Origin of the sequence: Amycolatopsis arida, assembly GCF_900115565.1 — a bacterium.
GTDB lineage: Bacteria > Actinomycetota > Actinomycetes > Mycobacteriales > Pseudonocardiaceae > Yuhushiella > Yuhushiella arida.
On record NZ_FOWW01000007.1, the window covers coordinates 152,002 to 174,674 of the forward strand.

Annotated in this window: 19 protein-coding genes; 11 read left to right on the top strand and 8 right to left on the bottom strand. The window is 74.3% G+C overall.

Features of this window, described 5'->3' with window-relative positions; all coding sequences use genetic code 11:
* Window positions 1-14: 14 nt before the first annotated feature.
* The 3 genes from ku (at window position 15) to BM051_RS20140 (ending at window position 3,284) form a co-directional block, all read left to right on the top strand.
* Complete coding sequence (gene ku, locus BM051_RS20130) at window positions 15-971, top strand: non-homologous end joining protein Ku (RefSeq protein WP_092532603.1); 957 nt, start codon at window positions 15-17, stop codon at window positions 969-971.
* A gap of 212 nt (window positions 972-1,183) precedes the next feature.
* Window positions 1,184-2,692 (top strand): adenylate/guanylate cyclase domain-containing protein, encoded by a 1,509-nt coding sequence (locus BM051_RS20135; protein ID WP_243859663.1) that lies wholly within the window; start codon window positions 1,184-1,186, stop codon window positions 2,690-2,692.
* A 61-nt stretch (window positions 2,693-2,753) separates the two neighbouring features.
* Complete coding sequence (locus BM051_RS20140) at window positions 2,754-3,284, top strand: cupin domain-containing protein (RefSeq protein WP_092532609.1); 531 nt, start codon at window positions 2,754-2,756, stop codon at window positions 3,282-3,284.
* On the opposite strand, the gene BM051_RS20145 is transcribed toward BM051_RS20140, so the two are convergent.
* Window positions 3,268-4,302, bottom strand: coding sequence for a beta-ketoacyl-ACP synthase III (locus BM051_RS20145; protein ID WP_177216973.1), 1,035 nt, complete (start codon window positions 4,300-4,302; stop codon window positions 3,268-3,270). The two genes, BM051_RS20140 and BM051_RS20145, sit on opposite strands and share 17 nt — an antisense overlap.
* 177 nt (window positions 4,303-4,479) lie before the next feature.
* Between BM051_RS20145 and BM051_RS20150 the strand changes: the two genes are divergently transcribed.
* The 3 genes from BM051_RS20150 to lepB all read left to right on the top strand — a co-directional run bounded on the left by BM051_RS20150 (window position 4,480) and on the right by lepB (window position 9,553).
* Complete coding sequence (locus tag BM051_RS20150; protein WP_092532612.1) at window positions 4,480-5,583, top strand: winged helix DNA-binding domain-containing protein; 1,104 nt, start codon at window positions 4,480-4,482, stop codon at window positions 5,581-5,583.
* Between the two features lie 221 nt (window positions 5,584-5,804).
* A complete protein-coding gene (locus tag BM051_RS20155; protein WP_092532615.1) occupies window positions 5,805-8,660 on the top strand; it encodes an ATP-binding protein in 2,856 nt (951 codons plus the stop codon).
* Between the two features lie 62 nt (window positions 8,661-8,722).
* Window positions 8,723-9,553 carry a signal peptidase I gene (gene lepB / locus BM051_RS20160; RefSeq protein ID WP_092532617.1) on the top strand — a complete coding sequence of 277 codons (831 nt, stop codon included), beginning with the start codon at window positions 8,723-8,725 and terminating at the stop codon, window positions 9,551-9,553.
* 106 nt (window positions 9,554-9,659) lie between these two features.
* Here the strand turns inward: lepB and BM051_RS20165 are convergent, their stop codons facing one another.
* The 5 genes from BM051_RS20165 to BM051_RS20185 all read right to left on the bottom strand — a co-directional run bounded on the left by BM051_RS20165 (window position 9,660) and on the right by BM051_RS20185 (window position 14,264).
* Window positions 9,660-10,895, bottom strand: coding sequence for an RNA polymerase sigma factor (locus tag BM051_RS20165; RefSeq protein WP_092533029.1), 1,236 nt, complete (start codon window positions 10,893-10,895; stop codon window positions 9,660-9,662).
* 2 nt (window positions 10,896-10,897) lie between these two features.
* Complete coding sequence (locus BM051_RS20170; RefSeq protein WP_092532620.1) at window positions 10,898-11,221, bottom strand: YciI family protein; 324 nt, start codon at window positions 11,219-11,221, stop codon at window positions 10,898-10,900.
* A gap of 206 nt (window positions 11,222-11,427) precedes the next feature.
* A complete protein-coding gene (locus BM051_RS20175) occupies window positions 11,428-12,060 on the bottom strand; it encodes a dihydrofolate reductase family protein (protein WP_092532623.1) in 633 nt (210 codons plus the stop codon).
* A gap of 346 nt (window positions 12,061-12,406) precedes the next feature.
* Entirely contained in the window at window positions 12,407-13,000 is a 594-nt protein-coding gene (locus tag BM051_RS20180) for a hypothetical protein (protein ID WP_092532626.1), read from the bottom strand.
* A 403-nt stretch (window positions 13,001-13,403) separates the two neighbouring features.
* The gene (locus BM051_RS20185) at window positions 13,404-14,264 is read right to left on the bottom strand and encodes an HAD-IC family P-type ATPase (protein WP_092532629.1); all 861 of its coding nucleotides are present in this window, start codon (window positions 14,262-14,264) and stop codon (window positions 13,404-13,406) included.
* A gap of 177 nt (window positions 14,265-14,441) precedes the next feature.
* On the opposite strand from BM051_RS20185, the gene BM051_RS20190 reads away from it, so the two are divergent.
* The 4 genes from BM051_RS20190 to BM051_RS20205 are packed head-to-tail and all read left to right on the top strand — an operon-like array spanning window position 14,442 to window position 17,472.
* Window positions 14,442-14,723 (top strand): metal-sensitive transcriptional regulator, encoded by a 282-nt coding sequence (locus BM051_RS20190; protein WP_092532632.1) that lies wholly within the window; start codon window positions 14,442-14,444, stop codon window positions 14,721-14,723.
* 24 nt (window positions 14,724-14,747) lie between these two features.
* Window positions 14,748-14,954 (top strand): heavy-metal-associated domain-containing protein, encoded by a 207-nt coding sequence (locus tag BM051_RS20195; protein ID WP_092532635.1) that lies wholly within the window; start codon window positions 14,748-14,750, stop codon window positions 14,952-14,954.
* Window positions 14,955-14,977: 23 nt separating this feature from the next.
* Window positions 14,978-15,172, top strand: coding sequence for a hypothetical protein (locus BM051_RS20200; protein WP_092532638.1), 195 nt, complete (start codon window positions 14,978-14,980; stop codon window positions 15,170-15,172).
* Window positions 15,169-17,472 carry a heavy metal translocating P-type ATPase gene (locus BM051_RS20205; RefSeq protein WP_092532641.1) on the top strand — a complete coding sequence of 768 codons (2,304 nt, stop codon included), beginning with the start codon at window positions 15,169-15,171 and terminating at the stop codon, window positions 17,470-17,472. The genes BM051_RS20200 and BM051_RS20205 overlap by 4 nt, the downstream gene beginning before the upstream one ends.
* An 82-nt stretch (window positions 17,473-17,554) precedes the next feature.
* Here the strand turns inward: BM051_RS20205 and BM051_RS20210 are convergent, their stop codons facing one another.
* Window positions 17,555-18,727 (bottom strand): glycoside hydrolase family 3 N-terminal domain-containing protein, encoded by a 1,173-nt coding sequence (locus BM051_RS20210; protein WP_243859664.1) that lies wholly within the window; start codon window positions 18,725-18,727, stop codon window positions 17,555-17,557.
* 202 nt (window positions 18,728-18,929) lie between these two features.
* On the opposite strand from BM051_RS20210, the gene BM051_RS20215 reads away from it, so the two are divergent.
* Complete coding sequence (locus tag BM051_RS20215) at window positions 18,930-21,047, top strand: tetratricopeptide repeat protein (RefSeq protein WP_092532644.1); 2,118 nt, start codon at window positions 18,930-18,932, stop codon at window positions 21,045-21,047.
* A gap of 292 nt (window positions 21,048-21,339) precedes the next feature.
* On the opposite strand, the gene BM051_RS20220 is transcribed toward BM051_RS20215, so the two are convergent.
* Window positions 21,340-22,548 (bottom strand): hypothetical protein, encoded by a 1,209-nt coding sequence (locus tag BM051_RS20220; protein WP_092533036.1) that lies wholly within the window; start codon window positions 22,546-22,548, stop codon window positions 21,340-21,342.
* Between the last annotated feature and the right edge of the window lie 125 nt (window positions 22,549-22,673).

Genomic DNA, 22,673 nt, shown 5'->3' on the forward strand with positions numbered 1-22,673 from the left:
GCGAGGAGGTAGTCGTGGCCAGGCCCATCTGGAGCGGGGCGCTGAACTTCGGGCTGGTGACCGTGCCCGTCCAGCTCTACAGCGCCACCGAGGACCACACGGTCCACTTCCGGCAGTTCCAGCGCGGCACCTCCGACCGGATCCGGTACAAGCGGGTCAACGAGCGCACCGGCAAGGAGGTCGACTACTCCGACATCGTCAAGGGCTACGAGCTCGACGACGGCGAGTACGTGCTGATCGAGCGCGACGAGCTGGAGGAGATCGCCCCGGGCCGCTCGCGCACGATCGACATCGACAACTTCGTCGACCTCGACGAGATCGACCCGATCCACTTCCAGAAGAGCTACTGGCTCGCCCCGGCGAAGAAGGAGTTCGCCCGCGCCTACGGGCTGCTGCTCGAGGCGATGCGCGACACCAACCGGGCCGGGATCGCCAGGTTCGTGATGCGGAACAAGGAGTACCTCGCCGCCGTCCGCGCCGGGGACGACCTGCTGGTCCTCGACACGCTGCTGTTCGCCGACGAGGTTCGGAACCCGGCCGAGGAGCTGCGCGACCTGCCCGAGCCGGTCGCGCCGCGCGGGCGGGAGCTGGACATGGCGGTGAGCCTGATCGAGTCGATGAGCGACGAGTGGCGGCCCGAGCGCTACCGCGACAACTACACCGAGCGGGTGAAGCAGCTGATCGAGGACAAGCGCAGCGGCCGCACGGTGACTCCCGAGGAGGGCCCGCCGGAACCGACCAAGGTGGTGGACCTGTTCGAGGCGCTCTCCCGCAGCGTGCAGAGCCGCAAGAAGGGCGGGAAGGGCACCCGCGAACCGGCCCGCCGCGAGCCCGACCTGTCGGAGCTGACGAAGGCCGAGCTGGAGCGGATGGCCCGCGACCTCGACGTCAAGGGCAGGTCCAAGATGAGCAGGGCCCAGCTCGAACGTGCCGTGCGGGCGGCCCGGCCGAGGCGGAAGCGGGCGTCGTGACCGGGTGCCCGTGGTGCGTACGGGATGAGGACCACTGCCACGGCACGCTGGTGGTGGTGACCGCGGTGGAGGTCGAGTGCTCCGACCCGGACTGCACCGACCTGGACGTCAGCCGGCACGAGCTGGTGACCTGGATCGACGACGCGGGGTGAGCCAGACCGCCGCGGCACGCGCGGGCCGTTCAGGTGGTCGGTAGGCCATACGATGCCTTCGTGCCCGAAGTCCGGTTGTCGACGCGGTTCCGCACCGTGCTGCGGACCAGCCTCGGTTTCGCGGCGCTGGGCATCGGCGCGAGCGTCTGCGGTGCCGGTGTGGTCTTCCTGCTGCTGGCGATGCAGGGCATCCCGCGCGAGGTCGGCAGCGCGGACTGGGTGCTGGCGGTGTGCGCGGCGGCCTACGTCGGGCTGTCCCTGCTCGTGGGCACCGTGTGGACGGCGGTGCTGCAGCGACGCACGGCCGTGTGGTTCCTGCTCGGCCGGCCACCGACCCCGGACGAGGCCCGCCGCGCGCTGCGGCTGCCGGTGCACCTGGCCATGGTCAGCGGCACGCTGTGGTCGATCGGCACGGTCGTGCTCGGCGCGCTGGCCGCGGTGCTCGGCTCGGCGTGGGACGCCGGCGGTGTCGCGCTCACCATCGCCCTCGGCGGGCTCACCACCGTCGGGCTGAGCTACCTGGCCGCGGAATGGGTGGCCCGGCCGGTGATGGTGCCGGCGCTGGACGTCCTGCCGCCGAAGGAGGGCCGGCTGCCGACGACCGTGCTCACCCGCCTCGCGCTGACCTGGGCACTGTCCAGCGGGGTGCCGCTGCTGGCGGTGCTGCTGGTCGTCACCCCGCCGAACCTCGGCGTGCGCGAGCCGACCGCGGCACTGGTCCTGTTGTCCTCGATCGGCCTGGTGGTCGGGGCGATCGCGACGGCGCTGCTGGCCCGCTCGGTGGCCGCGCCGCTGCACCGGCTGCGGCTGGCGCTCGACCAGGTGGCCCGCGGCCGGGCCGACGTCTCGGTGCCGGTGGACGACGGCAGCGAGATCGGCCGGCTGCAGACGTCGGTGAACGACCTGGTGGCCGGGCTGCGCGAGCAGGAGCGGATGCGTGACCTGTTCGGCCGGCACGTGGGCGCCGATGTCGCCCGGCACGCCCTGGAATACGGCGTCTCGCTGTCCGGGGACGTGCGCGAGGTGACCGCGCTGTTCGTCGACGTGGTCGACTCCACGGCGCTGGCCTACCGGCTGCCGCCGGAGGAGCTGGTGCGCAAGCTGAACCGACTGTTCGCCAGCGTGGTGGACGCGGTGAACACGCACGGCGGTCTGGTGAACAAGTTCCAGGGCGACGCCGCGCTGTGCATCTTCGGCGCGCCGACCCGCCTCGCCGACCCGGCGACGTCGGCGCTGCAGGCGGCCAGGGCCATCCGGGACGCGGTGCGTGAGGCCGGTGAGCTGGACCTCGGCATCGGGGTGGCCGCCGGCCCGGTGTTCGCCGGCCAGCTCGGCACCAGCAGCCGGCTGGAGTACACGGTGATCGGCGACGCGGTGAACGAGGCGGCGCGGCTCACCGAGACCGCCAAGCGGGTGCCGGGACGGATCCTCGCCAGCGACACGGTGATGGAGGCGTGCGCGGACCGGGAACGGGCCAACTGGACGTGGTACGGCAAGGTGCGGCTGCGCGGCCGCCAGTCGTCCACCGGCACCTGGGCCAATCCGCGGGCGGCCGGCAATTCCGGGTAATCGGCGGACAAAGCATTCTTGAATCGCGCGGATTTTATCCGCCGCGAGCCACACTCGGGCCATGACGGATTCGCGTGGTCGATTTCTCTTCCCGCTCGGCGCGAGCGAGCCGAACCAGTTCCCCGGTGGCTGGCTGCGCGGCGCGCACGACGGCAACTTCCCGGTGCTGGCCGGGCAGAACGGGTCGGTGTACCGGTTGCGACTCGAGGTGGGTGGCATCCGGGAACCGCACTGGCATCCCACCGCGTGGGAGCTGACCTACGTGCTCGCCGGCCGGGCACGGTGGACGATTCTCGGGACCCACCCGGACGGGGCCTACCAGCGAGAGGAGTTCACCGCGGCGGTCGGCGACCTCGTGTTCGTGCCCCAGGGCTTCTTCCACTACTTCGAGAACGCCGGCATCGCCGACCCGCTCGACGTGCTGGTGGTGTTCAACACCAGCACCCGCGAGCCCAGCGACGACATCGGCATCCTCGGCTCGGTCAACGCGCTGCCGAGGGACGTGCTGGCCGCGGTGTTCGGCGTGCCCGAGTCGGCGCTCGCCGGCCTGCCGACCGGGGTCGAGCCGGTGGTGATCACCCGGCGGCGGTGACCGCGCGCGGCGACTCGACCTTCGGCAGGTCCGGCCAGCGCAGTGTGGTGGAACCCCAGGTGAGCCCGGCACCGAACGCGCTCACCAGCACCCGGTCGCCGGCCCGCAGCGTGCCGTCCACGCACGCGTCGGCGAAGGCCAGCGGGATCGACGCGGCGCTGGTGTTGCCGGTGCGGTCGATGTTCGCGACCACCCCCTCCGGGGCCAGGCCGAGACTCTTCGCGACCGTGCTCAGGATCCGCGCGTTCGCCTGGTGGCCGACGAACCGGTCGACCTCGTCGACCCGCCAGCCGGCCCGCCGCAGCACCGCGCGGGACGACTCGGCCATCCGGGCGGTGGCGTGCCGGAACACGGCGGTGCCCTGCATGGTGAGGAAGTGCTCGCGCGGGTCGGCCGACCGTCGCCGCAGGGCGCCGCCGGCGGGCACGACCAGCAGGTCCGTGTGCTCGCCGGCGCTGTGCAGGTCGAAGGAGCCGAGCGCGCCGAGCTCGCCGGCCGTTCCGGCGCGCAGCACCACGGCGCCCGCGCCGTCGCCGAAGATCGGCACCGTGGTCCGGTCGTCCGGGTCGAGCAGGGTGGTGAAGGCGTCGGCGCCGATCACCAGGACCCGGTCGGCCACGCCGGCCGCGAGCAGGCCGGCGGCGGTGGCCAGCGCGTAGACGAATCCGGTGCACACGGCGTTGACGTCGAACGCGGCGATCCCGGAGAGCCCGAGCCGGGCGGCCACCCGCGGCGCGCTCGCCGGGCAGGGGTGGTCCGGCGTGGCGGTCGCCAGCACCAGCGCGTCGACCACATCGGACCCGGCCGAACGCAGCGCCCGCCGGCCCGCCGCCTCGGCCAGGTCCGCTGTGGACGTCCCGGGGTCGACGGCGTGGCGCTGCCGGATGCCGGTGCGGGTGCGGATCCACTCGTCCGAGGTGTCCAGCCGGCTCGCCAGCTCGTCGTTGTCGACCACCCGCGGCGGCAGCCAGCCGCCGAGCCCGGCGACCACCGCCGCCCGGGATCCGTCCGTCGGCACGGGGAACTCCTCCGGGGCCGGCGAAAGGGAGAACCGGAACGCGCGGAAACCGGCCCGCAGATACTTCTATGGCTTACCAATCGGTAGACCCCCACCACTGTGACCCACCTCTCAATCCGAAAGATGTTCATCAGTATTCCTGGCCACGAGTGTCGGTCCCGGTCGTTAACGTGAGCCATGCCGGAATCCCTGAGCACGCGGGCGTTGAACCGCGCCCTGCTGGCCCGCCAGCTCCTGCTCCGCAGGGAACGCCGCCCCGCGGTGGAGGTCGTCGAGCACCTGGTTGGGCTGCAGGCCCAGGCGCCGATGCCGCCGTACTACCAGCTGTGGAGCCGCGTCGCCGATTTCGACCCGGCGGAGTTGAGCACGCCGCTCACCGAGCGGGCGGTGGTGCGCGGCACGGCCATGCGCGGCACCATCCACCTGCTCACCGCCGCTGACTACCTGGCGCAGCGCCCACTCGTCCAGCCGATGCTCGAGCGGAGCCTGCCGGGGCAGTCGTTCGGCAAGGCGGTCGCCGGCATGGACCTGGCGGCGCTGGCCGCGGCCGGCCGGGAGCTGCTCGGCGCACGGCCCCGGACCCCCGCCGAGCTCGGCGCGCTGCTCGCCGAGCGTTGGCCGGACCGCGACGGCCGGGCCATGGCGAGCGCCGTGCAGGTGCTGACCGCGCTGGTGCAGGTCCCGCCGCGCGGGCTGTGGGGACGCGGCGGCCAGCCGACGAACACGACCGTGGAGGCGTGGTTGGGCCGCCCGGTCGACGCGACGCCCTCGGCCGAGCGGATGGTGCTGCGCTACCTGGGCGCGTTCGGCCCCGCCGCCGTCGCGGACGTCCAGGCGTGGTGTGGGCTGACCCGGCTCGGCGAGGTGGTCGAGGGGCTCCGGCCGCGGCTGCGGGCGTTCCGCGACGAGCGGGGGCGCGAGTTGGTGGACCTGCCGGACGCGCCGCGGCCCGACCCGGACACCCCGGCGCCGGCCCGGCTGCTCGGCGAGTTCGACAACGTGCTGCTCTCGCACGCCGACCGGACCCGAATCCTCGGCGACACCGACAGGGGACGGGTGATGACCGTCAACGGCCTGGTGCGCGGAACCCTGCTGGTGGACGGGTTCGTGCGCGGCAGCTGGAAGGTGACGGCCAAGCGCGACGCCGTGGTGGACCTCGAGCCGTTCCGCCCGGTGGCGGCCAGGGCCACGGCCGCGCTGGAGCGGGAGGCGGAGCTGCTGCTCGACTTCGCCGTCCCGGACGCCCGGAGCCGGGACATCCGGTGGCAGCCGGCACCCTGACCAGCACGTTCGACCGCAGAACGGGCGTCGACGTCCGGAAACCGGACACCTCGTCCTCGTACCGCACGAGGTGAACCCGTGTTGGCGAAACGGCCGAACATCACCCGATCGGCTCAGCCCGGAAGTGGGATAGCGGAGTTTACCGGCGTTCACCCCCGCGTTTACCCTCCCGGAAAGCGCGGCCGTACGCCTTCCGTCCGCCGCGCGCCAAGGAGCGAACGATGGTCGCTACGCCGCGCTCGCCGGCCGGCCCCCTGCACCGGCCGGCGTTCGTCGGGCGCGCCGCCGAGCTCGCCACCCTCGTCGGCGCGCTCGCCCACCGTCCCGCGACCGTGCTGGTCGAGGGCGAGGCCGGGATCGGCAGGACCCGGCTGGTCGAGGAGCTGCTGAGCCGCCAGGAGCTCGCCCGCGACCGCGTGCTCACCGGCGCCTGCCAACCGATGCGCGAGCCGTTCCCGTACGGGCCGCTGCTCGACGCCCTGCGCACGGTCGAAGGGCTCGGCGAGGTCAGCCCGGTCGCCGGCGTGCTGCGACCGTTGCTGCCCGAGCTCGCCCCCGTCCTGCCGCCGGAGCCCCCGCCGCCACCCAACCCGGCGGCCCGGCGGCACCGCGAGTTCCGCGCGCTGCGCGAGCTGCTCGCCGCGTGCGGGCGTTGCGTGCTGGTGCTGGAGGACCTGCACTGGGCCGACGAGGACACCCGCGAACTGCTGCGCTTCCTGGTCGCCGACCCACCCGACCAGCTCGCGCTGGTGCTCACCTGCCGCGCCGCCGAGCTGCCGCCCGGCGGGCCGCTCGGGCTCCCGGTGCGGGCCGGCGTCCGGCTCCGGCTGGGCCCGCTGGACGTGGTGGCCGTGCGCCGGCTGGCGACGGAGCTCCTCGACGGCGCCAAGGTGAGCCGGGAGTTCGCCGAGCGGCTGCGCGAGCGCAGCGCCGGGATCCCGTTCGTGGTCGAGGAGGTCCTGCGCGCGCTGCCGGGCGGGCAGCGCGCCCCCGCGCCGCGGCTGCTCGACGAGATCGACGTCCCGGTGCCGTTGCGCGAAGCCGTGGGGGCGCTGTTGCCCGGCCTCCCGCCGGCGGCACTGCGGCTGGTCCGCGCGGCCGCGGTGCTCGGCGTGCCGGCGGACGGTACGCCACTCGGCGCGCTGGCCGGGCTGCCCGCGGACGGCGTCGCCGCGGCGCTCGAACCGGCCGTGCGCGCCGGTGTGCTGGTCGAGGCCGGCGACCGGTACGGGTTCCGGCACGAGCTGGCCCGCCGCGCGGTGTACCGCACCATCAGCGCGCCCGAGCGCAAGGCCCTGCACGCCCGCGCGATCGACGTGCTCGCCGGCGCCGACCCCGCCCCGCTGGCCCAGCTCGCCGAGCACGCCAGGGCCGCGGGCCGGCCGGCGGACTGGCAGCGCTACGCCGAGGCGGCCGTGGACAGGGCCGAGGCGGCCGGCGAGACCTCGGAGGCACTGGACGTGCTGCTGGGCATGCTCGACGGCCCACTCGTGCCGCGGCAGGGCGACGAGCGGCCGGTGGAGCGGCTCGCGGTGAAGCTGTCCGAGCTGGCGCTGCGCGGGCACCGGCCGGACGTGGTCGCGGCGCTGGAGCGGCTCGCCGCCGACACCGCCCTCGGCACCACCGCGCGGGGCACGGTGCGGCTGCGCGTCGGGCTGCTGCTGTGCCGGCAGTCCGGGCAGCTCGCCCGGGGCCGCGCGCAGGTGGAGAAGGCCGTGGCCGAGCTGGCCGACCGGCCGGAGTTGGCGGCCCGCGGGTACAACGTGCTCGCCGTGCCGATCGAGGGACTCACCCCGCTGAGCTGGCACGAGCGGTGGATGGCGCGGGTGAGCGCCGTCCTCGACCGGGTGGACGACCCGGAGCTGCGGCTCGCGCTCGAGGGTGACCGCATCGCCTGCCGCGCGCACATCGGGGACGGCTCGGCGTGGGCGGCCTACGAGCGGATGCCGGACACCGCGCCCACCGCGGCCGAGCGGGTGCAGCTGGCCCGGTTCTGGTGCAACCTCGCCGACGCCGAGTCGTGGATCGGCCGGCTGGACCGGGCCGAGCGGCTGCTCGGCGACTGCCTGCGGATGGCCGAGTCGGCGGGCGCGCTGTTCGCCGCGAGCCTCGCCGAGGGCACCCGGCTGCGGCTGGAGTGGGCCACCGGGCGGTGGAACGGGCTCGCGGAGTCCGCCGAGGTTGCCGCCGAGCAGTACGACGACCTGGGCGCGGTGATCGTGGAAGCCAGGCTCGTTCAGGGAGCGCTGGCGGCGGTTCGCGGGGACTTCGCGGCGGCCGAGCGGCACCTGCGCGGCACCGGGCTGACGAAGCCGCAGCACGCGGTGATGCCGGTCGTGCTGTGCGCCGCCGGGCTGCTCATCCGAGTGCGGCTGGCCACCCACGACATCGCCGGCGCCGTGGCGATGGCCGACCACGGCGTGGCGGCGGCCCGGCGCAAGGGCGTGTGGGTGTGGGCGGCGGAGCTGGTGCCGGCGGCGGCGCGGGCGTACGCGCTCGGCGGCAGGGCGGCCGACGCGGCGGCGGTGGTGGCGGAGTTCCGGGCCGGGATCGCCGGCAGGGACGCGCCGGTCGCGGTCGCGGCGCTGGCCGCGGCGGAGGGGACGTTGCGCGAGGCGCGGGGCGAGCACCGGGCGGCGGCCGAGTCGTTCCGGCTGGCCCAGGAGCGCTACCTGGACCTGCCGATGCCGTACCCGGCGGCGCGCGCGGCCGAGGACGCGGCGGGGTGCCGGGTCGCCGCCGGGGACCGGGACGGGATCGACGACCTGTGGGCGGTGGCGCAGGCGTACGACCGGCTCGGCGCGGCGCGGGACGCCGGGCGGTGCCACCACATGCTGCGCGAGCTGGGGGCGTGGAAGCCGTCCCGGAGGGGCCGACGCGGCTACGGCGACCAGCTCTCGCCGCGGGAGCTGGAGGTGGCCGCGATGCTGGCGTGCGGGCGCACCAACCGGGAGATCGCCGAAGGGCTGTTCCTCTCGCCGCGGACGGTGGAGCAGCACGTGACCCGGGTGCTGCGCAAGCTCGGGGTGCGGTCGCGCACCGAAGTCGCGGGGCGGGCGTTCCCGGCGGCGAGTTGACCGGTTCGGGGTGCTGTCGGCCAACCGGTAACAACGCAGCGTGACCGCCCGATGGAGGGGCCGTGAGCGAGCGCGTGAGTGAACCGTCCGACGCGGTCTGGCGGTCGCCGAGGAGTGCCGACGAAATCCCCTCGCGGCGGCGGCGCGGCCGGCGGGTCGTCCTCGCCGTGCTGGCGGTGCTGGCCGTCGGCGGTGCCGCCGCGACCGCGTTCGGCGTGGTGGCGTGGATCCAGTACGACCGGTACCAGACGGGCGACAGCAGTGGGATGGGCCAGGTGCTCGCCGGGACCACCGTGGTGACCCGGCCGATCGAGGACGGCGAGCCGCGCCGCGGGGACGTGATCGTGTTCCGCAACCGGGCGTGGCTGGGGCCGACGTCGCCCGAGCCGATGCTGTCACGCGTGGTGGGATTGGGCGGCGACACCGTGGCGTGCTGCGACCCGCGGGGGCGGATCACGGTCAACGGGCAGCCGGTGACCGAGGAGTACCTCGACCACGAGTTCGCGGACATGAGCGGCCACGACTCGTTCGAGTACGAGGCCGCGGTGCCGGACGGGCACGTCTTCGTGCTGGGCGACCAACGCGCCAACGCGGTGGACTCGCGGATGTACGTGGAGCTGCCCAGCGCCGGCGGCATCCCGTACCCGGACGTGCTCGGGGTGGCCGTGGCCACGTCGGACGACGGCTTCGTCGCCGAGCCGCTCGAGCCGACCACCGCCTTCACCGACGCCGGCCTGCCCGGCCCGGCCACCAGGGACGCGACGTACTTCGCCAAGCAACTGCTGTTGCTGATCGGCGCGCTGGTGTTCGCCGCGAGCCTCGTCACCCTGCTGCTGGTGGGCGTGGACATCCGGCACCACCGCGACCAGCCACCCCCACCCGTGTGGAGTTGACCCACCTGGCGGCGCACTGACGGGTAGGACCACCCGCTTCTCGGCGGAGTCGGCGCCGCGGTGCGGAACCCGGTCGCCTCCTCCCCGGGGCGGTCTCGTACGGGCACTACCCCAGCTGGTCGCGGCGACGGGTCAGGTAGGCGGTCTCGGCGGTGTTGCCCGCCAGCTCGATGGCGTTGTCGTACGCCGCGCGCGACTGTTGACCGCGACCCAGCCGGCGCAGCAGGTCGGCGCGGGTGGCGTGGTAGGCGTGATAGCCGGCAAGCTCGTCCTCGAGGCGGTCGACGGCCGCCAGTGCCACCTCCGGGCCGTCGAGCTCGGCGACCGCGATGGCCCGGTTGAGGGCGATGATCGGCGAGGGATCGAGGCGGACGAGCTGGTCGTAGAGGGCGACGACCTGCGACCAGTCGGTGTCGCGGATGTCGCGGGCGGAGGTGTGCACGGCGTTGATCGCGGCGAGGATCTGGTAGCGCCCCGGAACCGCCCCGGCTGCGGCAGCGGCGAGGCGCTCGCGCACCAGCCGGTGACCCTCGGCGATCAGCGCCGCGTCCCAGGCGCCACGGTCCTGCTCGTCGAGAGGGACCAGCTCGCCGCTCGCCGAAACCCGAGCGGTGCGACGGGACTCGGTCAGCAGCATCAGCGCCAGCAGCCCGACCACCTCACCATCCTCCGGCATGAGGGCACGGATCAGCCGGGTGAGCCGGATCGCCTCGGCGGTCAGGTCGTGCCGTACCGGATCGGTGTCGGGACCGGTGGCCAGGTAGCCCTCGTTGAAGACGAGGAAGAGCACGGCGAGTACGCCGGAGACGCGTGCCGGAAGATCCTCCGCGGACGGCACCCGGTAGGGGATGCGAGCCGCCTTGATCTTGGCCTTCGCGCGGGTGATCCGCTGCCCCATGGCACTCTCGGTCACGAGGAAGGCACGGGCGATCTCGGGCACGGTCAGACCGCCGACCATGCGCAGCGTCAGCGCCACGCGGGCCTCCATCGCCAGCGCCGGGTGACAACAGGTGAAGATCAGCCGGAGCCGCTCGTCGTCGATCACCCCGAGAGGCCCGGGCGGATCGTCGTCGTACACCAGCCGGGCCTCCTTGTGCTTGTCATCGCGCTTGTTCTCGCGCCGGATCCGGTCGATCGCCTTGCGGTTCGCGGTGGTGGTCAGCCAGGCGCCGGGGTTGGGCGGCACGCCGTCGGCCGGCCACCGCTCGACAGCGGTCGCGAACGCCTCGGCCGTCGCTTCCTCGGCGATGTCGAGGTCACCGAAACGTCTGGTCAGGGCGGCGACCACCCGCGCCCACTCCTCGTGATGGACCCGGGTGATCGCCTCCTCGACGTCGACCACGCTCACAGGAACGGCCGCACCTCGACCTTCCGATTGCACGCCTTCGACCCCTCCGCGGCGAGCTTGAGCGCCACGTCGAGGTCGGGGGCCTCAATGATCCACAAGCCGGCGAGGTACTCCTTCGACTCCAGGAAGGGCCCGTCGGTGAACAGCGACTCCCCACCCCGGTTGTCGATGACGGTGGCCGTGCTGGGCGAGGCGAGGCCGCCGGCGAACACCCAGTGTCCCTCGGCCTCGAGCCGTTCGTTAAAGGCGTTGATGGCGGCCATCTCGTCCGAGGTAGCCGAGTTGGTCTTGTCATCGATCACGGAAACCAGGTACCGCATCTCGGGTCATCTCTTGTGTCTGGCGCGCCCCTCGTGGGCGACCCACCCCTGCTACGAACACCGCTGCCCCTATCCGGCACCGGCTCCCGGACCCTTTCGCGGACTCCAGGCGGTGACAGGCGATCCAACAGCGACGGTATCTCGTCGGCGTTCGGGGGTCGTGCAGCCCGCACCCATCCATGGTCGACCCGCCCCGACCGCGGCAGCTAGGACCCACGGTTCGGGTCGGCGGTGTCGGTGGCGTACCGCGGCCGCCCGCTGGGCCGGTAGACCTGGATCGTTATGCCGTTCGTCAACGCTCGCGAGTCGACCAGGTCGAGCGCTGTGTCCGGCCCGGTGTCGGGGAACAGTCGGGCGCCCTGGCCGACGACCACGGGATAGGTGAGCAGGATGATCTCGTCGACCAGGCGGTTGTCGAGCAGCCAGCGGACCAGCTTGCCGCTGCCGTGCACCTGCAGCTCACCGGCCGGCTCGGCCTTCAGCTTCCGGACGGCGGCCGCGACGTCTCCGGAGATGACGGTCGTGCCCGCCCATCGCGGCTCGGTGAGCGTGGTCGATGCCACGTACTTGGGCCGCTTGTTCAACGGACCTGCGATGGGCTTGTCGCCAGGATCTGGCATCACTCCCCAGGAGCCGGCGAAGATCTCGTAGGTCCGGCGGCCGAACAGGAACGCGTCGGCGCGCTGGTAGACCTGGCCGAGGAACGCCTCGGGCTCGTCGTCGAACAGCGGCAGGGCCCAGCCGCCGCGCTCGAATCCGCCCCTGCGGTCCTCGTCCGCCCCGCCGAGTCCCTGCATCACTCCGTCGACGGAGACGTTCGTGACAGTCGTCAGTTTCATGATCGTGGTTCCCTTTTCACCGGCTGGCCACCCCTCGTGGACGACCGCTTACCCCCTTCCACGAACGCCGCTGCCCCGATCCGACACCGCCTCCCCGACTTTTTTTCGAGGACTTTCTGGTACGCCGGTTCTCGGCAATCCATCCGGATGCGACGAGGCCGGGACCGGCGGGCGAGACGTTCGCCGGCGCGACGTCCGGTGACCGCGCCGGTGGCGGTTGCGGGATCGGGACGTGAAGTGATCGACCCGGGCGGCTGTGCCCGCTACCGGAACGTCGGTCTGCTGGGAACGACGGCGGAGGGCCGGGAGGACCGCCTACCCGAACGTCGCTCTCGCGGAGTGGGGGTCAGGGGCCGGCGAGCATGGGGACCGCGCGGAGGGCGTCGTCCACCTCGCGCAGCGCGGCGTCCGCTGCCTCGAGGGCCGGCTCGACCTGCTGCCGCACCTGCTCGCGCAGGTCCTTCGGCTCGGCGGCCGGGCGGTCGATGCGCGGCTGCGGGTCGGCCTTCCCCGCCTCGGGGTGCGCGGTCGGGGCGACCACCGGCTTCGGCTCGGCGGCGCGCTCCCGCGCCACCGGCTCGGCCGGCCGTGGCTCCACCGCCGCCGCCGGCGAGGGCACCTCGACGGCGGGCGCGTGCGGCACGGCGCCGTCCGCCAGCCCGCCCGCGGCCTCCATCGGGACACCGCCCTGGCGGTTCATCCCGTACAACCCGCCGAGCACGGCCACCAGCACCAGCGCGCCGGCCGCCCATGCCACCACCCCGGACCGGCCGATCCCCCGCACCGGGCGGGTGGCCGGCAACTCCTCGGTGGGCGCGTCGGCCGGACCGACGCGGCGGCGTTGCGGGGGGATGCTCGCGGCGAGGATGCCCGTCCGGTCGACCAGCTCGGTGATGTCGGCGGCGTCGGCCTGCCGCTGCCAGGATTTCGTGCGCACCATCGGTACCTCCGTCGACCGTACGCCCGGCCAAGGCAGGCGACGGCACCACGACAAGGCCGGCCGGTTGGCGAGCGTTCCCCATAGTCATCGACCGCGGCCGCCGCCGGGACGTCGCCCTCCCGGACAGGCCGCGACCGGTACTGAAACGTTGTCTACTCGCTCTCCGCGCGCCTTGTCACTACCGTTCGGTAGGTTTCGCGGACAATAGACTCGATCTAGTGAATCTCGGGCCGGCATTCCGCCCGATCCGTGCCACGACCGGGCGAACGATCCCGGACTTCCCCTTCACCGTCCGCAGTGGACGCGGCCGGCCGCCATACCCAGGAGCGGTATCGTCACCGGCGCGCGGCCCCGTCCCTCCGCCCCCTGCCGCCGCTCGGCGCGGTGACACTGGGCATGGTGGTCACGCACCACACGCGGCGACACCGGTGACGCTCGGCCGGCCCCTGGTCAGCGTGCCGGTCTTGTCGAACAGCACGGTGTCGACCGTGCGCAGCCGCTCCAGCGCCAGCCGGTCCTTCACCAGGATCCCGGCCCGTGCCGAGACCGCCGTCGAGATCGCGATGACCAGCGGGATGGCCAGGCCGAGTGCGTGCGGGCAGGCGATGACCAGCACGGTCACCGTGCGCTCCACCGCGGTGGTGGCGTCGCCGAGCACCAGCCACACGGCGAACGTGACCAGCCCGGCGCCCAGTGCGAACCAGAACAGCAGCGCGGCCGCCCGGTCGGCCAGTGCCTGCGCCCGGGACCTGGTGCGCTGTGCCGCCTCGACCAGTCGCTGGATGCCGGCGAGCGCGGTGTCCGCGCCGATCGCCGCCACCCGCACCCGGATGGCCGAGTCGGTCACCACGGTGCCGGCCACCACCCGCGCCCCCGGCGCCCTGCGCACCGGCCGGGACTCGCCAGTGATCATTGACTCGTCCAGCTCCGCGGTGCCGTCGACCACCTCGCCGTCGGCGGGCACCCGCCCGCCGGGGCGCACCAGCACCAGGTCGCCGACCCGCAGCTCAGCCAGCGCGACGGCGCGGACCCCGCCGTCCGGCCCGATCCGCTCGGCACGGTCCGGCAGCAGCGCCGCCAGCGCGTCGAGCGCGCCGGACGCCTGGCCGAGGGTCCGCATCTCCAGCCAGTGACCGAGCAGCATGATCACCACCAGCAGGGCCAGCTCCCACCAGAAGTCCAGCCGCAGACCGGCCACCCCGAGCGTGGTCAGCGCGTTGGCCACGAACGTGACGGTGATCGCCAGCGCGACCAGCGTCATCATGCCGGGCTGCCGGCGGCGCGGCTAGGGCCGGAAATATACCCTCCGGGCGTATCTCCTCAATGCGACGAGGCTCACTTTTTACCCCTACCCCCCAAGGGTATAAAGGTGGGGAGCGCGCACCGCTCCCCCGGTCGCCGACCGGCCGCGCGGTGCCCAGGAGAAGGACAGGAGCACACGATGCCGGGCTACACCGACACCAAGACCGCTCACCTGCGCCGCCTGCGCCGGATCGAAGGGCAGATCCGGGGCCTGCAGCGCATGGTCGACAATGACGAGTACTGCATTGACATCCTCACGCAGGTCTCCGCGGCCACCCGCGCCCTGCAGTCGGTGTCACTGTCCCTACTGGACGAGCATCTGAAGCACTGCGTGAGCGACGCGATCTCCGCGGGCGGCGCCGACGCCGAGGTGAAGATCCGCGAGGCGTCCGACGCGGTCGCCCGGCTCGTCCGCTCCTGAACGTCGACGCGAGAAAGGGAATCGATGAGCGAGAGCACCTACACCGTGAAGGGCATGACCTGTGGCCACTGCGTCAGCTCGGTGAAGGAGGAGGTCGGCGCCGTGGCCGGGGTGCGGGACGTCGACGTCGACCTGACCACCGGCCGGCTCACCGTGCGCACCGCCGAGCCGGTGCCGGTGGAGCGGATCAGCGCGGCCGTGGTCGAGGCTGGCTACGAGTTGGTCGCCTGAACGAGTAACGGCGAGGAGCGGCGATGTCGATCACCACGAGGCTGCTGGCCTACCTGCTCGCGCTGGTGGCCGTCTTCGGGGTGACCTGGGCGGTCGGCGCCGCCGTCGGCCCGCTGGGCCGGACCACCGGCACCGTCTCCCCGGCGCCCGAGGCACCCATGGAGACCGTCCACGACGAACACGGAGACGGGCACGGAACCGGGAGGAGCGAGGGATGAGCTCGACGATCGACAGCACCCGGCGAGACGACCTCCGGCACGTCGAGCTGAGCATCGGCGGGATGACCTGCGCGTCCTGCGCCGCGCGCGTCGAGCGCAAGCTGAACAAGCTCGACGGGGTCACCGCGTCGGTGAACTACGCCACCGAGAAGGCCAGGGTCGACTACCCGGAGGGGGTATCGACGGGCGAGCTGGTCGAGGTGGTGCGGGACGCCGGCTACACCGCCGAGTTGCCCGCCCCTCCCAAGACCGGGACCGGCGCGGACACGGGCACCGAGGACACCGAGGACACCGAGGACACGGCGGACGCCGAGGCGCTGCGCCCGCTGCGCGACCGGCTGCTGGTGTCGCTGGTGCTGTCCGTTCCGGTGGTCGCCATGGCGATGGTGCCGGCGTTGCAGTTCACCTACTGGCAGTGGCTGTCACTGGCGCTGGCCGGGCCGGTCGTGGTCTGGGGCGCGTGGCCGTTCCACCGCGCGGCGTGGGCGAACCTGCGGCACGGCGCGGCCACCATGGACACGTTGATCTCGCTCGGGGTCGGCGCCGCGTTCCTCTGGTCGCTGTATGCGCTGTTCCTCGGCACCGCCGGCGCGCCGGGCACCTCGCACCGGTTCGAGCTCACCATCGAGCGGATGGCCGGGCACGGCAACATCTACCTCGAGGTGGCGGCGGGGGTCACCACGTTCATCCTCGCCGGCCGGTACTTCGAGGCCAGGGCCAGGCGGCGGTCCGGGGCCGCGTTGCGGGCGCTGCTCGAGCTGGGCGCCAAGGACGTCGCCGTGCTGCGGGACGGTCGCGAGCACCGCGTGCCGATCGGCGAGCTGGCGGTCGGCGACCTCTTCGTGGCGCGGCCCGGCGAGAAGATCGCCACCGACGGCGTGGTCACCGAGGGCAGCTCCGCGGTCGACGCGAGCATGCTCACCGGCGAGTCGGTGCCGGTGGAGGTGCGCCCCGGCGACACCGTCGTCGGCGCGACGGTCAACGCGGGCGGCCGGCTGGTCGTCCGGGCCACCAGGGTCGGCGAGGACACCCAGCTCGCCCAGATGGCCCGGCTGGTCGAGGAGGCGCAGAGCGGCAAGGCCGAGGTGCAGCGGCTGGCCGACCGGGTGTCGGCGGTGTTCGTGCCGATCGTGATCGCGCTCGCCGTGGGCACTCTCGGGTTCTGGCTCGGGTCCGGCGGGGGCGCCGGCGCGGCGTTCACCGCCGCCGTGGCGGTACTGATCATCGCCTGCCCGTGTGCGCTCGGCCTGGCCACGCCCACCGCGCTGCTCGTCGGCACCGGACGCGGCGCGCAGCTCGGCATCCTGATCAAGGGTCCGCAGGTGCTGGAGTCGACCCGCAGGGTGGACACCGTGCTGCTGGACAAGACCGGCACGGTCACCACCGGGACGATGAGCCTGGTGTCGGTGCACGCCGCCGACGGCGTGGCCGAGGACGACGTGCTGCGCCTGGCCGGCGCGCTGGAGCACGCCGCCGAGCACCCGATCGCCAGGGCGATCGCCGCCGCGGCCACCGAGCGGTTCGGCGACCTGCCTTCGGTGGACGAGTTCCGCGCGACCGAGGGGCTCGGCGTGGCCGGGATCGTGGCCGGCAAGGCCGTCGTGGTCGGTCGGGACGCGCTGCTGGCGGAGTGGGGCGTGCGTCCGGCCGGCGACGACACGGCGCTCGCCGAGGCGCGGCGGGCCGCCGAGGAGCGGGGTCGCACGACGGTGCCGGTGGCCTGGGACGGCGTGGTTCACGGGCTGCTGGTGGTGGCCGACACGGTGAAGCCGGAGGCCGCGCGGGCCGTCGCCGACCTGCGCGCGCTCGGGTTGCGCCCGGTGCTGCTCACCGGGGACAACGCGGCCGCCGCGCGGGCGGTGGCCGCCGAGGTGGGCATCGACGAGGTGATCGCCGAGGTGCTGCCGAAGGACAAGGTGGACACCGTGGCCCGGCTGCAGCGCGAGGGCCGGGCGGTGGCGATGGTCGGGGACGGGGTGAACGACGCGGCCGCGCTGGCCCAGGCCGACCTGGGGCTGGCGATGGGCACCGGCACCGACGTCGCCATCGAGGCCGGCGACCTGACCCTGGTGCGGGGCGATCTCGGCGCGGCCGTGGACGCCATCCGGCTGGCCCGCCGCACCCTCCGCACGATCAAGGGCAACCTGTTCTGGGCGTTCGCCTACAACGTGGCCGCGTTGCCGCTGGCCGCGATGGGCCTGCTCAACCCGATGCTCGCCGGCGCGGCGATGGCGTTCTCCTCGGTGTTCGTGGTCAGCAACAGCCTCCGGCTCCGCCGCTTCCGCCCCCACCGGAGCTGACCCACCCGGCGTGTTCGCCGCCCGCGTCACCGCGTTGGCCGCCCGCGTCCGGCAGCGGCGGCCCGTCGGGGGCGGCGGGGACTCAGCCGCAGGCGGACTTGGCGAGCAGCACCCGCTCCAGTGCCTCGCGCACCCGGGAGCGGGGCAGCTCGCCGGTCGCCACCGCCCGCTCGAGCCGGTCCAGCACCGGCCCGACCCGGCCTCCGGACGACCACAGCGCCTGGTCGGCACCCGCCCGCAGTGCCGCCAGCACGGCGTCCGGGAGCGGGTACCGGTCGGTGACCGCGCGCATGGCGCCCAGGTCGTCGGTCACGACCGCGCCGGGAAACCCGAACTCCGTGCGCAGCAACCGGTACGCCGCCGGGCTGAGCGAGGCCGGCTCGCCCGCGGTGAGCCCGGGCACGGTCAGGTGCCCGACCATCACGCCGGCGGAACCGAAGTCGGCGAGGTCCGCGTACGCGCGCAGGTCGTGCGCGCGCAGCCGGGACAGCGGAGGCGTGACCACGGCCTGCCGGTGCGAGTCGCCGTCGGCGTGCCCGTGACCGGGGAAGTGCTTGAGCACGGGTTGGACGCCGGCGGCGGCCAGCCCGGAGGCGAAGGCGAGCGCGTAGTCGCGGGCCACCGTGGGGTCGGCGGAGAAGGCGCGGTCGCCGATCACCGCGGTGTCGGGCTGGTCACCGATGTCGAGCACCGGCGCGTAGTCGACGGTGACCCCGCGGGCCCGCAGCGCGGCGCCGCGCCGCTCGGCGAGCGCCCGCACCTGCCCGGGGCTCATCGTCCTGGCCATCTCCCTGGCGCTGGGCAGTGGCCCGTCGAGCCGGTCGACCCGCTGCACCCGGCCGCCCTCGTCGTCCACCGCGACCGAGAGCGGCAGCGTGGCGGCGTGGTGCACCGGTGCGAGCGCGTCGCCGGTGAGCAGCGTCGGGTCGTCACCGCCGACGAAGATGCCGCCGACCCGTTCGGCGCGCACCAGGTCCGCCGCCGCCGCGGGGTCGGCCGGGTCCACCCCGACCACGAGCAGCTGCGCCAGCCGCTCCCGAGGGGACAGCCGCGCGATCACCGGGCCGCATTCCGACGTGGAGCGAGCCGCCTGCTCCGGCGTCGGGCCGGCGGCCTCGTTCCTGTCGCTGAGCGGCACCGGCGTGCCGGTGAGCCGGGCCCGCTCCTCCCCCATCACGACCAGCCCGGCCAGCAGCGCGCCGAGCGCGGCGGTGAGCAGCAGTCGCGTGGCGGGTGCGGATCGGGGCGGCCGCACGGCACCTCCCTGCGGGTCGTGGGGCGGCGGGCCGGCACCCCATGACATCACGGATCCCGCCGATCGGCACCCCCGCGCGGGCCGTTCGGCCGAAGCTCAACAGGACAAGCGTCCTGCATTTGAGTGAAGGTGCGGGAAAGCCCTGCCTTGCGCCCCTGGCACGTGGTGTGGTGGAACTGGAGAGCTACGGGGTGAGGCAACGATGGAGGCAGGGCGGCGCACCGGTGGACCGAACGCGGTCCGTAACACCCTGCCCGGAAGCGTCACCGGACCAGTGGTGCAGGCGGGTGCGGTGCACGAGCTGCATCTGAACACCCGCTGGAAGCCGGTGGTCCCCGCCCAGCTGCCTCCGCCGCCCTCGGCGCTGCCGGGCCGGGACCGGGAACTGGCCGAGCTGGACCGTTGCCGAGCCACCCCCGGCCGCCTGCCGCTGGCCGTGCTCAGCGGGCCGGGTGGCATCGGCAAGACCGCGCTGGCGCTGCGCTGGTTGCATCGCATTCGCACCGACTGCTCAGACGGACAGCTCTACGTGGACCTCGCCGCCTCCGACCCGGCCGGCCCGGTGCCGCCGGACAAGGTGCTCCAGTGGTTCCTGCACGCGCTCGGCGTGCCCCCGGAGGACATCCCGGACGAGCAACCCGAGCGGGAGGCGATCTTCCGGTCGTTGACCGCGGACCGCGCGCTGGCGCTGCTGCTGGACAACGCGGCGTCGGCGGCCCAGGTCCGCCCGCTGCTTCCGGCGACGGTCACCGGCGTCGTCGTGGTCACCAGCCGGTGGCGGCTGAACGGGCTGGCGATGCACGGCGCCCGGTTCGTCGAGGTGGGCCCGTTGGGGCCAGCGGAGTCGACCGCCGTGCTGGCCGAGGTCATCGGGCCGGAACGGGTCGCGGCCGAACCGAACGCCGCGGAGCGGCTCGTCTCGGTGTGCGGTGGCGTGCCGCTCGCGCTGACCCTGGTGGCCGCCCGGCTGCGCACCCGGCCGCGCCGCCCCCTCACCAGGGAGGCCACCGCGCTGGCCGAGCGGGCCGACCTGCTCCGGCTGTCCACGGAGGACGACCCGGCGCTGCGGGCGGCCTTCGACTCCTCCTACGAGAGCCTCCCCCCGGCCGCGGCCCGGCTCTACCGGCTCTGCGGCCTGTACCCCGGCGGCAGGGTGCGCGCCGACGTGCTCGCGGCGGTGACCGGCGAGGCGCTGGGTGACGTCGAGGAAGGGCTGGACGAGCTGGTGGACGCCAACCTCCTGGCCGAGGGCCCGGACGACCACCTGCGCTGCCACGACCTGCTGCGTGCCCACGCCCGGGAGGTCGCGAGACGGGACTGCCCCGAGCCGGAGCGGGCGGCCGCCGCGCGGGCACTGGTCGAGTGGCACCTGGACATGCTGGTGCGCGCCGACATCGTGCTGCACCCGCACCGGTGGCGGGTCGGCCCGCGCTACGCCCGGCTCGCCGCCGAGGCCCCGGCGTTCCCGGACGCCCGAGCCGCGCTGCGCTGGCTCGAACACGAGCAGCAGGCGATGTGGGCGGCGCTGCGCGAGGCCGCCGCGTGGGGCTGGTCCGACCTGGTGTGGCAGTTCTGCGAGGCGCTGTGGGGCTTCTTCACCCACCACCAGCACTACACCGAGTGGATCCAGGTGCACGAGGAGTTCGGCGTCCCCGCGGCGCAGCGCCGCGGGCACCGGCTCGCCGAGGTGCGGCTGCGCGGCCAGCTCGCGTTCGCCCTGGCGAAGGTGCACCGCTACCCCGACGCGGCGCGGGAGAACGAGAAGGCGCTCCGGCTGGCGAAGGCGGAGGGCCACGAGCCGAGCATCGCCAGCGCGCTGTCCCAGCTCGGCCGGGTCGCCCGCGGCCTCGGCGACCTCACCACGGCGATCGAGCACTACCGGGCGGCGGCCCGGCTGCAGGACCGGCTGGGCATCCCGCGCGGGGTGGCGCTGTGCCGGCGCCGGATCGGCGAGGTGCTCGTCGAGCTCGGCCGGGTCGACGAGGCGGTGGTCGAGCTGGAGGCGGCGGCGCGGATCATGGTTGAGGTCGGCGACCCCGTGCAGCACGCCCGCGCGCTCGTCCGGCTCGGCACCCTGCACGGCCGGCAGGGCAGGGCGGAGGAGGCGCGGCGGTTGCTGCACACCGCGCTGGCCACCGTCCGCGACCTCGGGTCACCGCACCACACCGCCGAGGTCCTCGCCGCGCTCGGCGAGCTGGCGGCCGACGGCGGCGACCCGGTCACCGCCCGGGACGCGCTCACCGAGGCCGTCGCGCTCTACGCCGCGGCGGAGAACCCGCGGGCAGGGGCGCTCGCCGCGCGGCTGCGCGAGCTGCCGTAGCGGCCACCCGGCCACCAACAGGTCGTGCGCCGCCATCGCCACCGGCACGACCGGCCATGGCCAGCACACCTCCTCACCGGACCGCGCGACCAGCACGCAGCCGTGGGGGTGACCGGCGACGGCGAGCAGCGCCCCGGTGCGCGGAGCCAGCGCCGCCCGGGCCCGCCGCGTCGCCACCGTCTCGGTCGGGGAGCAGGCGCACACCAGCACGTCGGCGCACCGGCACCAGGGTTCCGGCGCGAGCCCCGGCACGGCGATCAGGCAGCCGCCGGCGCGCAGCACTCCCGGCACCTCAGGCATCGTCGGCCTCCAGCGGAACGGGCAGCGGCACCACGGCGGTGGGCAGCCCGCACGCCGGCTCCGGGAGGTTGAGCAGGCGGTACATGGTGGCTCGCAGCACGGCCGCGGCCCCGCCGGGCCGCGAGCTGAGCGCGGCGGCGACCGTCTCACGGAGGTGTTCCTGGCGGGTCAGTGCCACCTCGAGCTGCGCCGCCAGCGGCCGGCCGGTGTCGAGCGCGGGGGCGGCCTCGCGGACGAGGTCGGCGAGGCTGCCGGGGCGGATGTCGTCGCGCGGGAAGGTGGCCAGGGTGATCGGGCGACCGATGGCGGCGGCGTAGGCGGTGGTGGAGCCGTGGTCGCCGAGCACCCAGTCGGCCGCGACCATCGCCCCGCGCCAGCCCTCCTCCGGCGGGATCAGCAGCAGCCCGGCGCGCAGGCAGTCGGCCAGCCAGGCACGCACCTGCCGGGTGCCGTGCACGGTCCAGATGTTCGGGTGCAGCACCGCGGCGACCCTGCCGCCGCTCTCGACCAGTGCCCTGCGGTACAGCTCGGGTCGTTGCCCGAAGGTGGACTCGGTGGACCAGGTGGAGCTGACGACGGTCAGCCGCTCCCCCTCGGCGACACCGAGCGCGTCGCGGTACCGCCGCCGCAGCGGGAGGCTGGCCAGCATGCGGTCGAGGCAGATGTCGCCGGCCACCACGGCGACCGGCTCCGCCTCCGGACACAGCTCGCGCAGCGCCGGCAGCTCGTCGTCGGAGGTGAGCGCGAGCGCGGCGGGCAGCACGCGGCCGCGGAAGGTGAGCAGCTCGCGGTCGAGCCCCGTGGTCGGGGTGGTGGCCGCGCCGGCCTTGCGGCTGAGCCGGCGGGACATCAGGCTGCCGGCGCCGTGCGGCAGCAGCAGGATCGGGCCGTGCAGGTCGGCGAGGTGCCGGTGGCTGGCGGCGAGGACGAGGTCGAACGCGTGCCGGGTCGCCTGGTGCCAGGGCAGCACCAGGCCCCCCTGGCGGCGGACGTAGTCCTCGACCCCGTGCCAGGTGTCGCCGGTGTGCGGGACGGTGAACACCACCTGCACGCGGTGGTCGGCCTCCAGCAGCGGGACCAGGTCGAGCAGCCGCGTGCCGGCGGTCATGGTCGGCACCACGACGAGCACCGTGCGGCAGCCGGCCAGGGTGACCCGGCTCGCCGCGCCGAGGCCGAAAGGTCCGCGAATCCAACCGGTCATGGCCGTTCTCCCCTCGTCGGTGGTGGGTTGCCGCCGAGGGTCCGGGTCCCACTGGTCGACCATCGGTCAGCGAACGGCCGAACACCTTTCAATTGATCACCAGTCGTGACAGGACTTTGACAGGT

What these genes read in the sequence shown, in the direction of transcription:
- BM051_RS20185 (WP_092532629.1), bottom strand. Translation starts at nt 14,264, where the DNA reads ATGATGACGCTGGTCGCGCTGGCGATCACCGTCACGTTCGTGGCCAAC.
- BM051_RS20155 (WP_092532615.1), top strand. Translation starts at nt 5,805, where the DNA reads ATGGTCGCTACGCCGCGCTCGCCGGCCGGCCCCCTGCACCGGCCGGCG.
- BM051_RS20200 (WP_092532638.1), top strand. Translation starts at nt 14,978, where the DNA reads ATGTCGATCACCACGAGGCTGCTGGCCTACCTGCTCGCGCTGGTGGCC.
- BM051_RS20205 (WP_092532641.1), top strand. Translation starts at nt 15,169, where the DNA reads ATGAGCTCGACGATCGACAGCACCCGGCGAGACGACCTCCGGCACGTC.
- BM051_RS20215 (WP_092532644.1), top strand. Translation starts at nt 18,930, where the DNA reads ATGGAGGCAGGGCGGCGCACCGGTGGACCGAACGCGGTCCGTAACACC.
- BM051_RS20190 (WP_092532632.1), top strand. Translation starts at nt 14,442, where the DNA reads ATGCCGGGCTACACCGACACCAAGACCGCTCACCTGCGCCGCCTGCGC.
- BM051_RS20195 (WP_092532635.1), top strand. Translation starts at nt 14,748, where the DNA reads ATGAGCGAGAGCACCTACACCGTGAAGGGCATGACCTGTGGCCACTGC.
- BM051_RS20220 (WP_092533036.1), bottom strand. Translation starts at nt 22,548, where the DNA reads ATGACCGGTTGGATTCGCGGACCTTTCGGCCTCGGCGCGGCGAGCCGG.
- BM051_RS20150 (WP_092532612.1), top strand. Translation starts at nt 4,480, where the DNA reads ATGCCGGAATCCCTGAGCACGCGGGCGTTGAACCGCGCCCTGCTGGCC.
- BM051_RS20170 (WP_092532620.1), bottom strand. Translation starts at nt 11,221, where the DNA reads ATGCGGTACCTGGTTTCCGTGATCGATGACAAGACCAACTCGGCTACC.
- BM051_RS20175 (WP_092532623.1), bottom strand. Translation starts at nt 12,060, where the DNA reads ATGAAACTGACGACTGTCACGAACGTCTCCGTCGACGGAGTGATGCAG.
- BM051_RS20140 (WP_092532609.1), top strand. Translation starts at nt 2,754, where the DNA reads ATGACGGATTCGCGTGGTCGATTTCTCTTCCCGCTCGGCGCGAGCGAG.
- BM051_RS20180 (WP_092532626.1), bottom strand. Translation starts at nt 13,000, where the DNA reads ATGGTGCGCACGAAATCCTGGCAGCGGCAGGCCGACGCCGCCGACATC.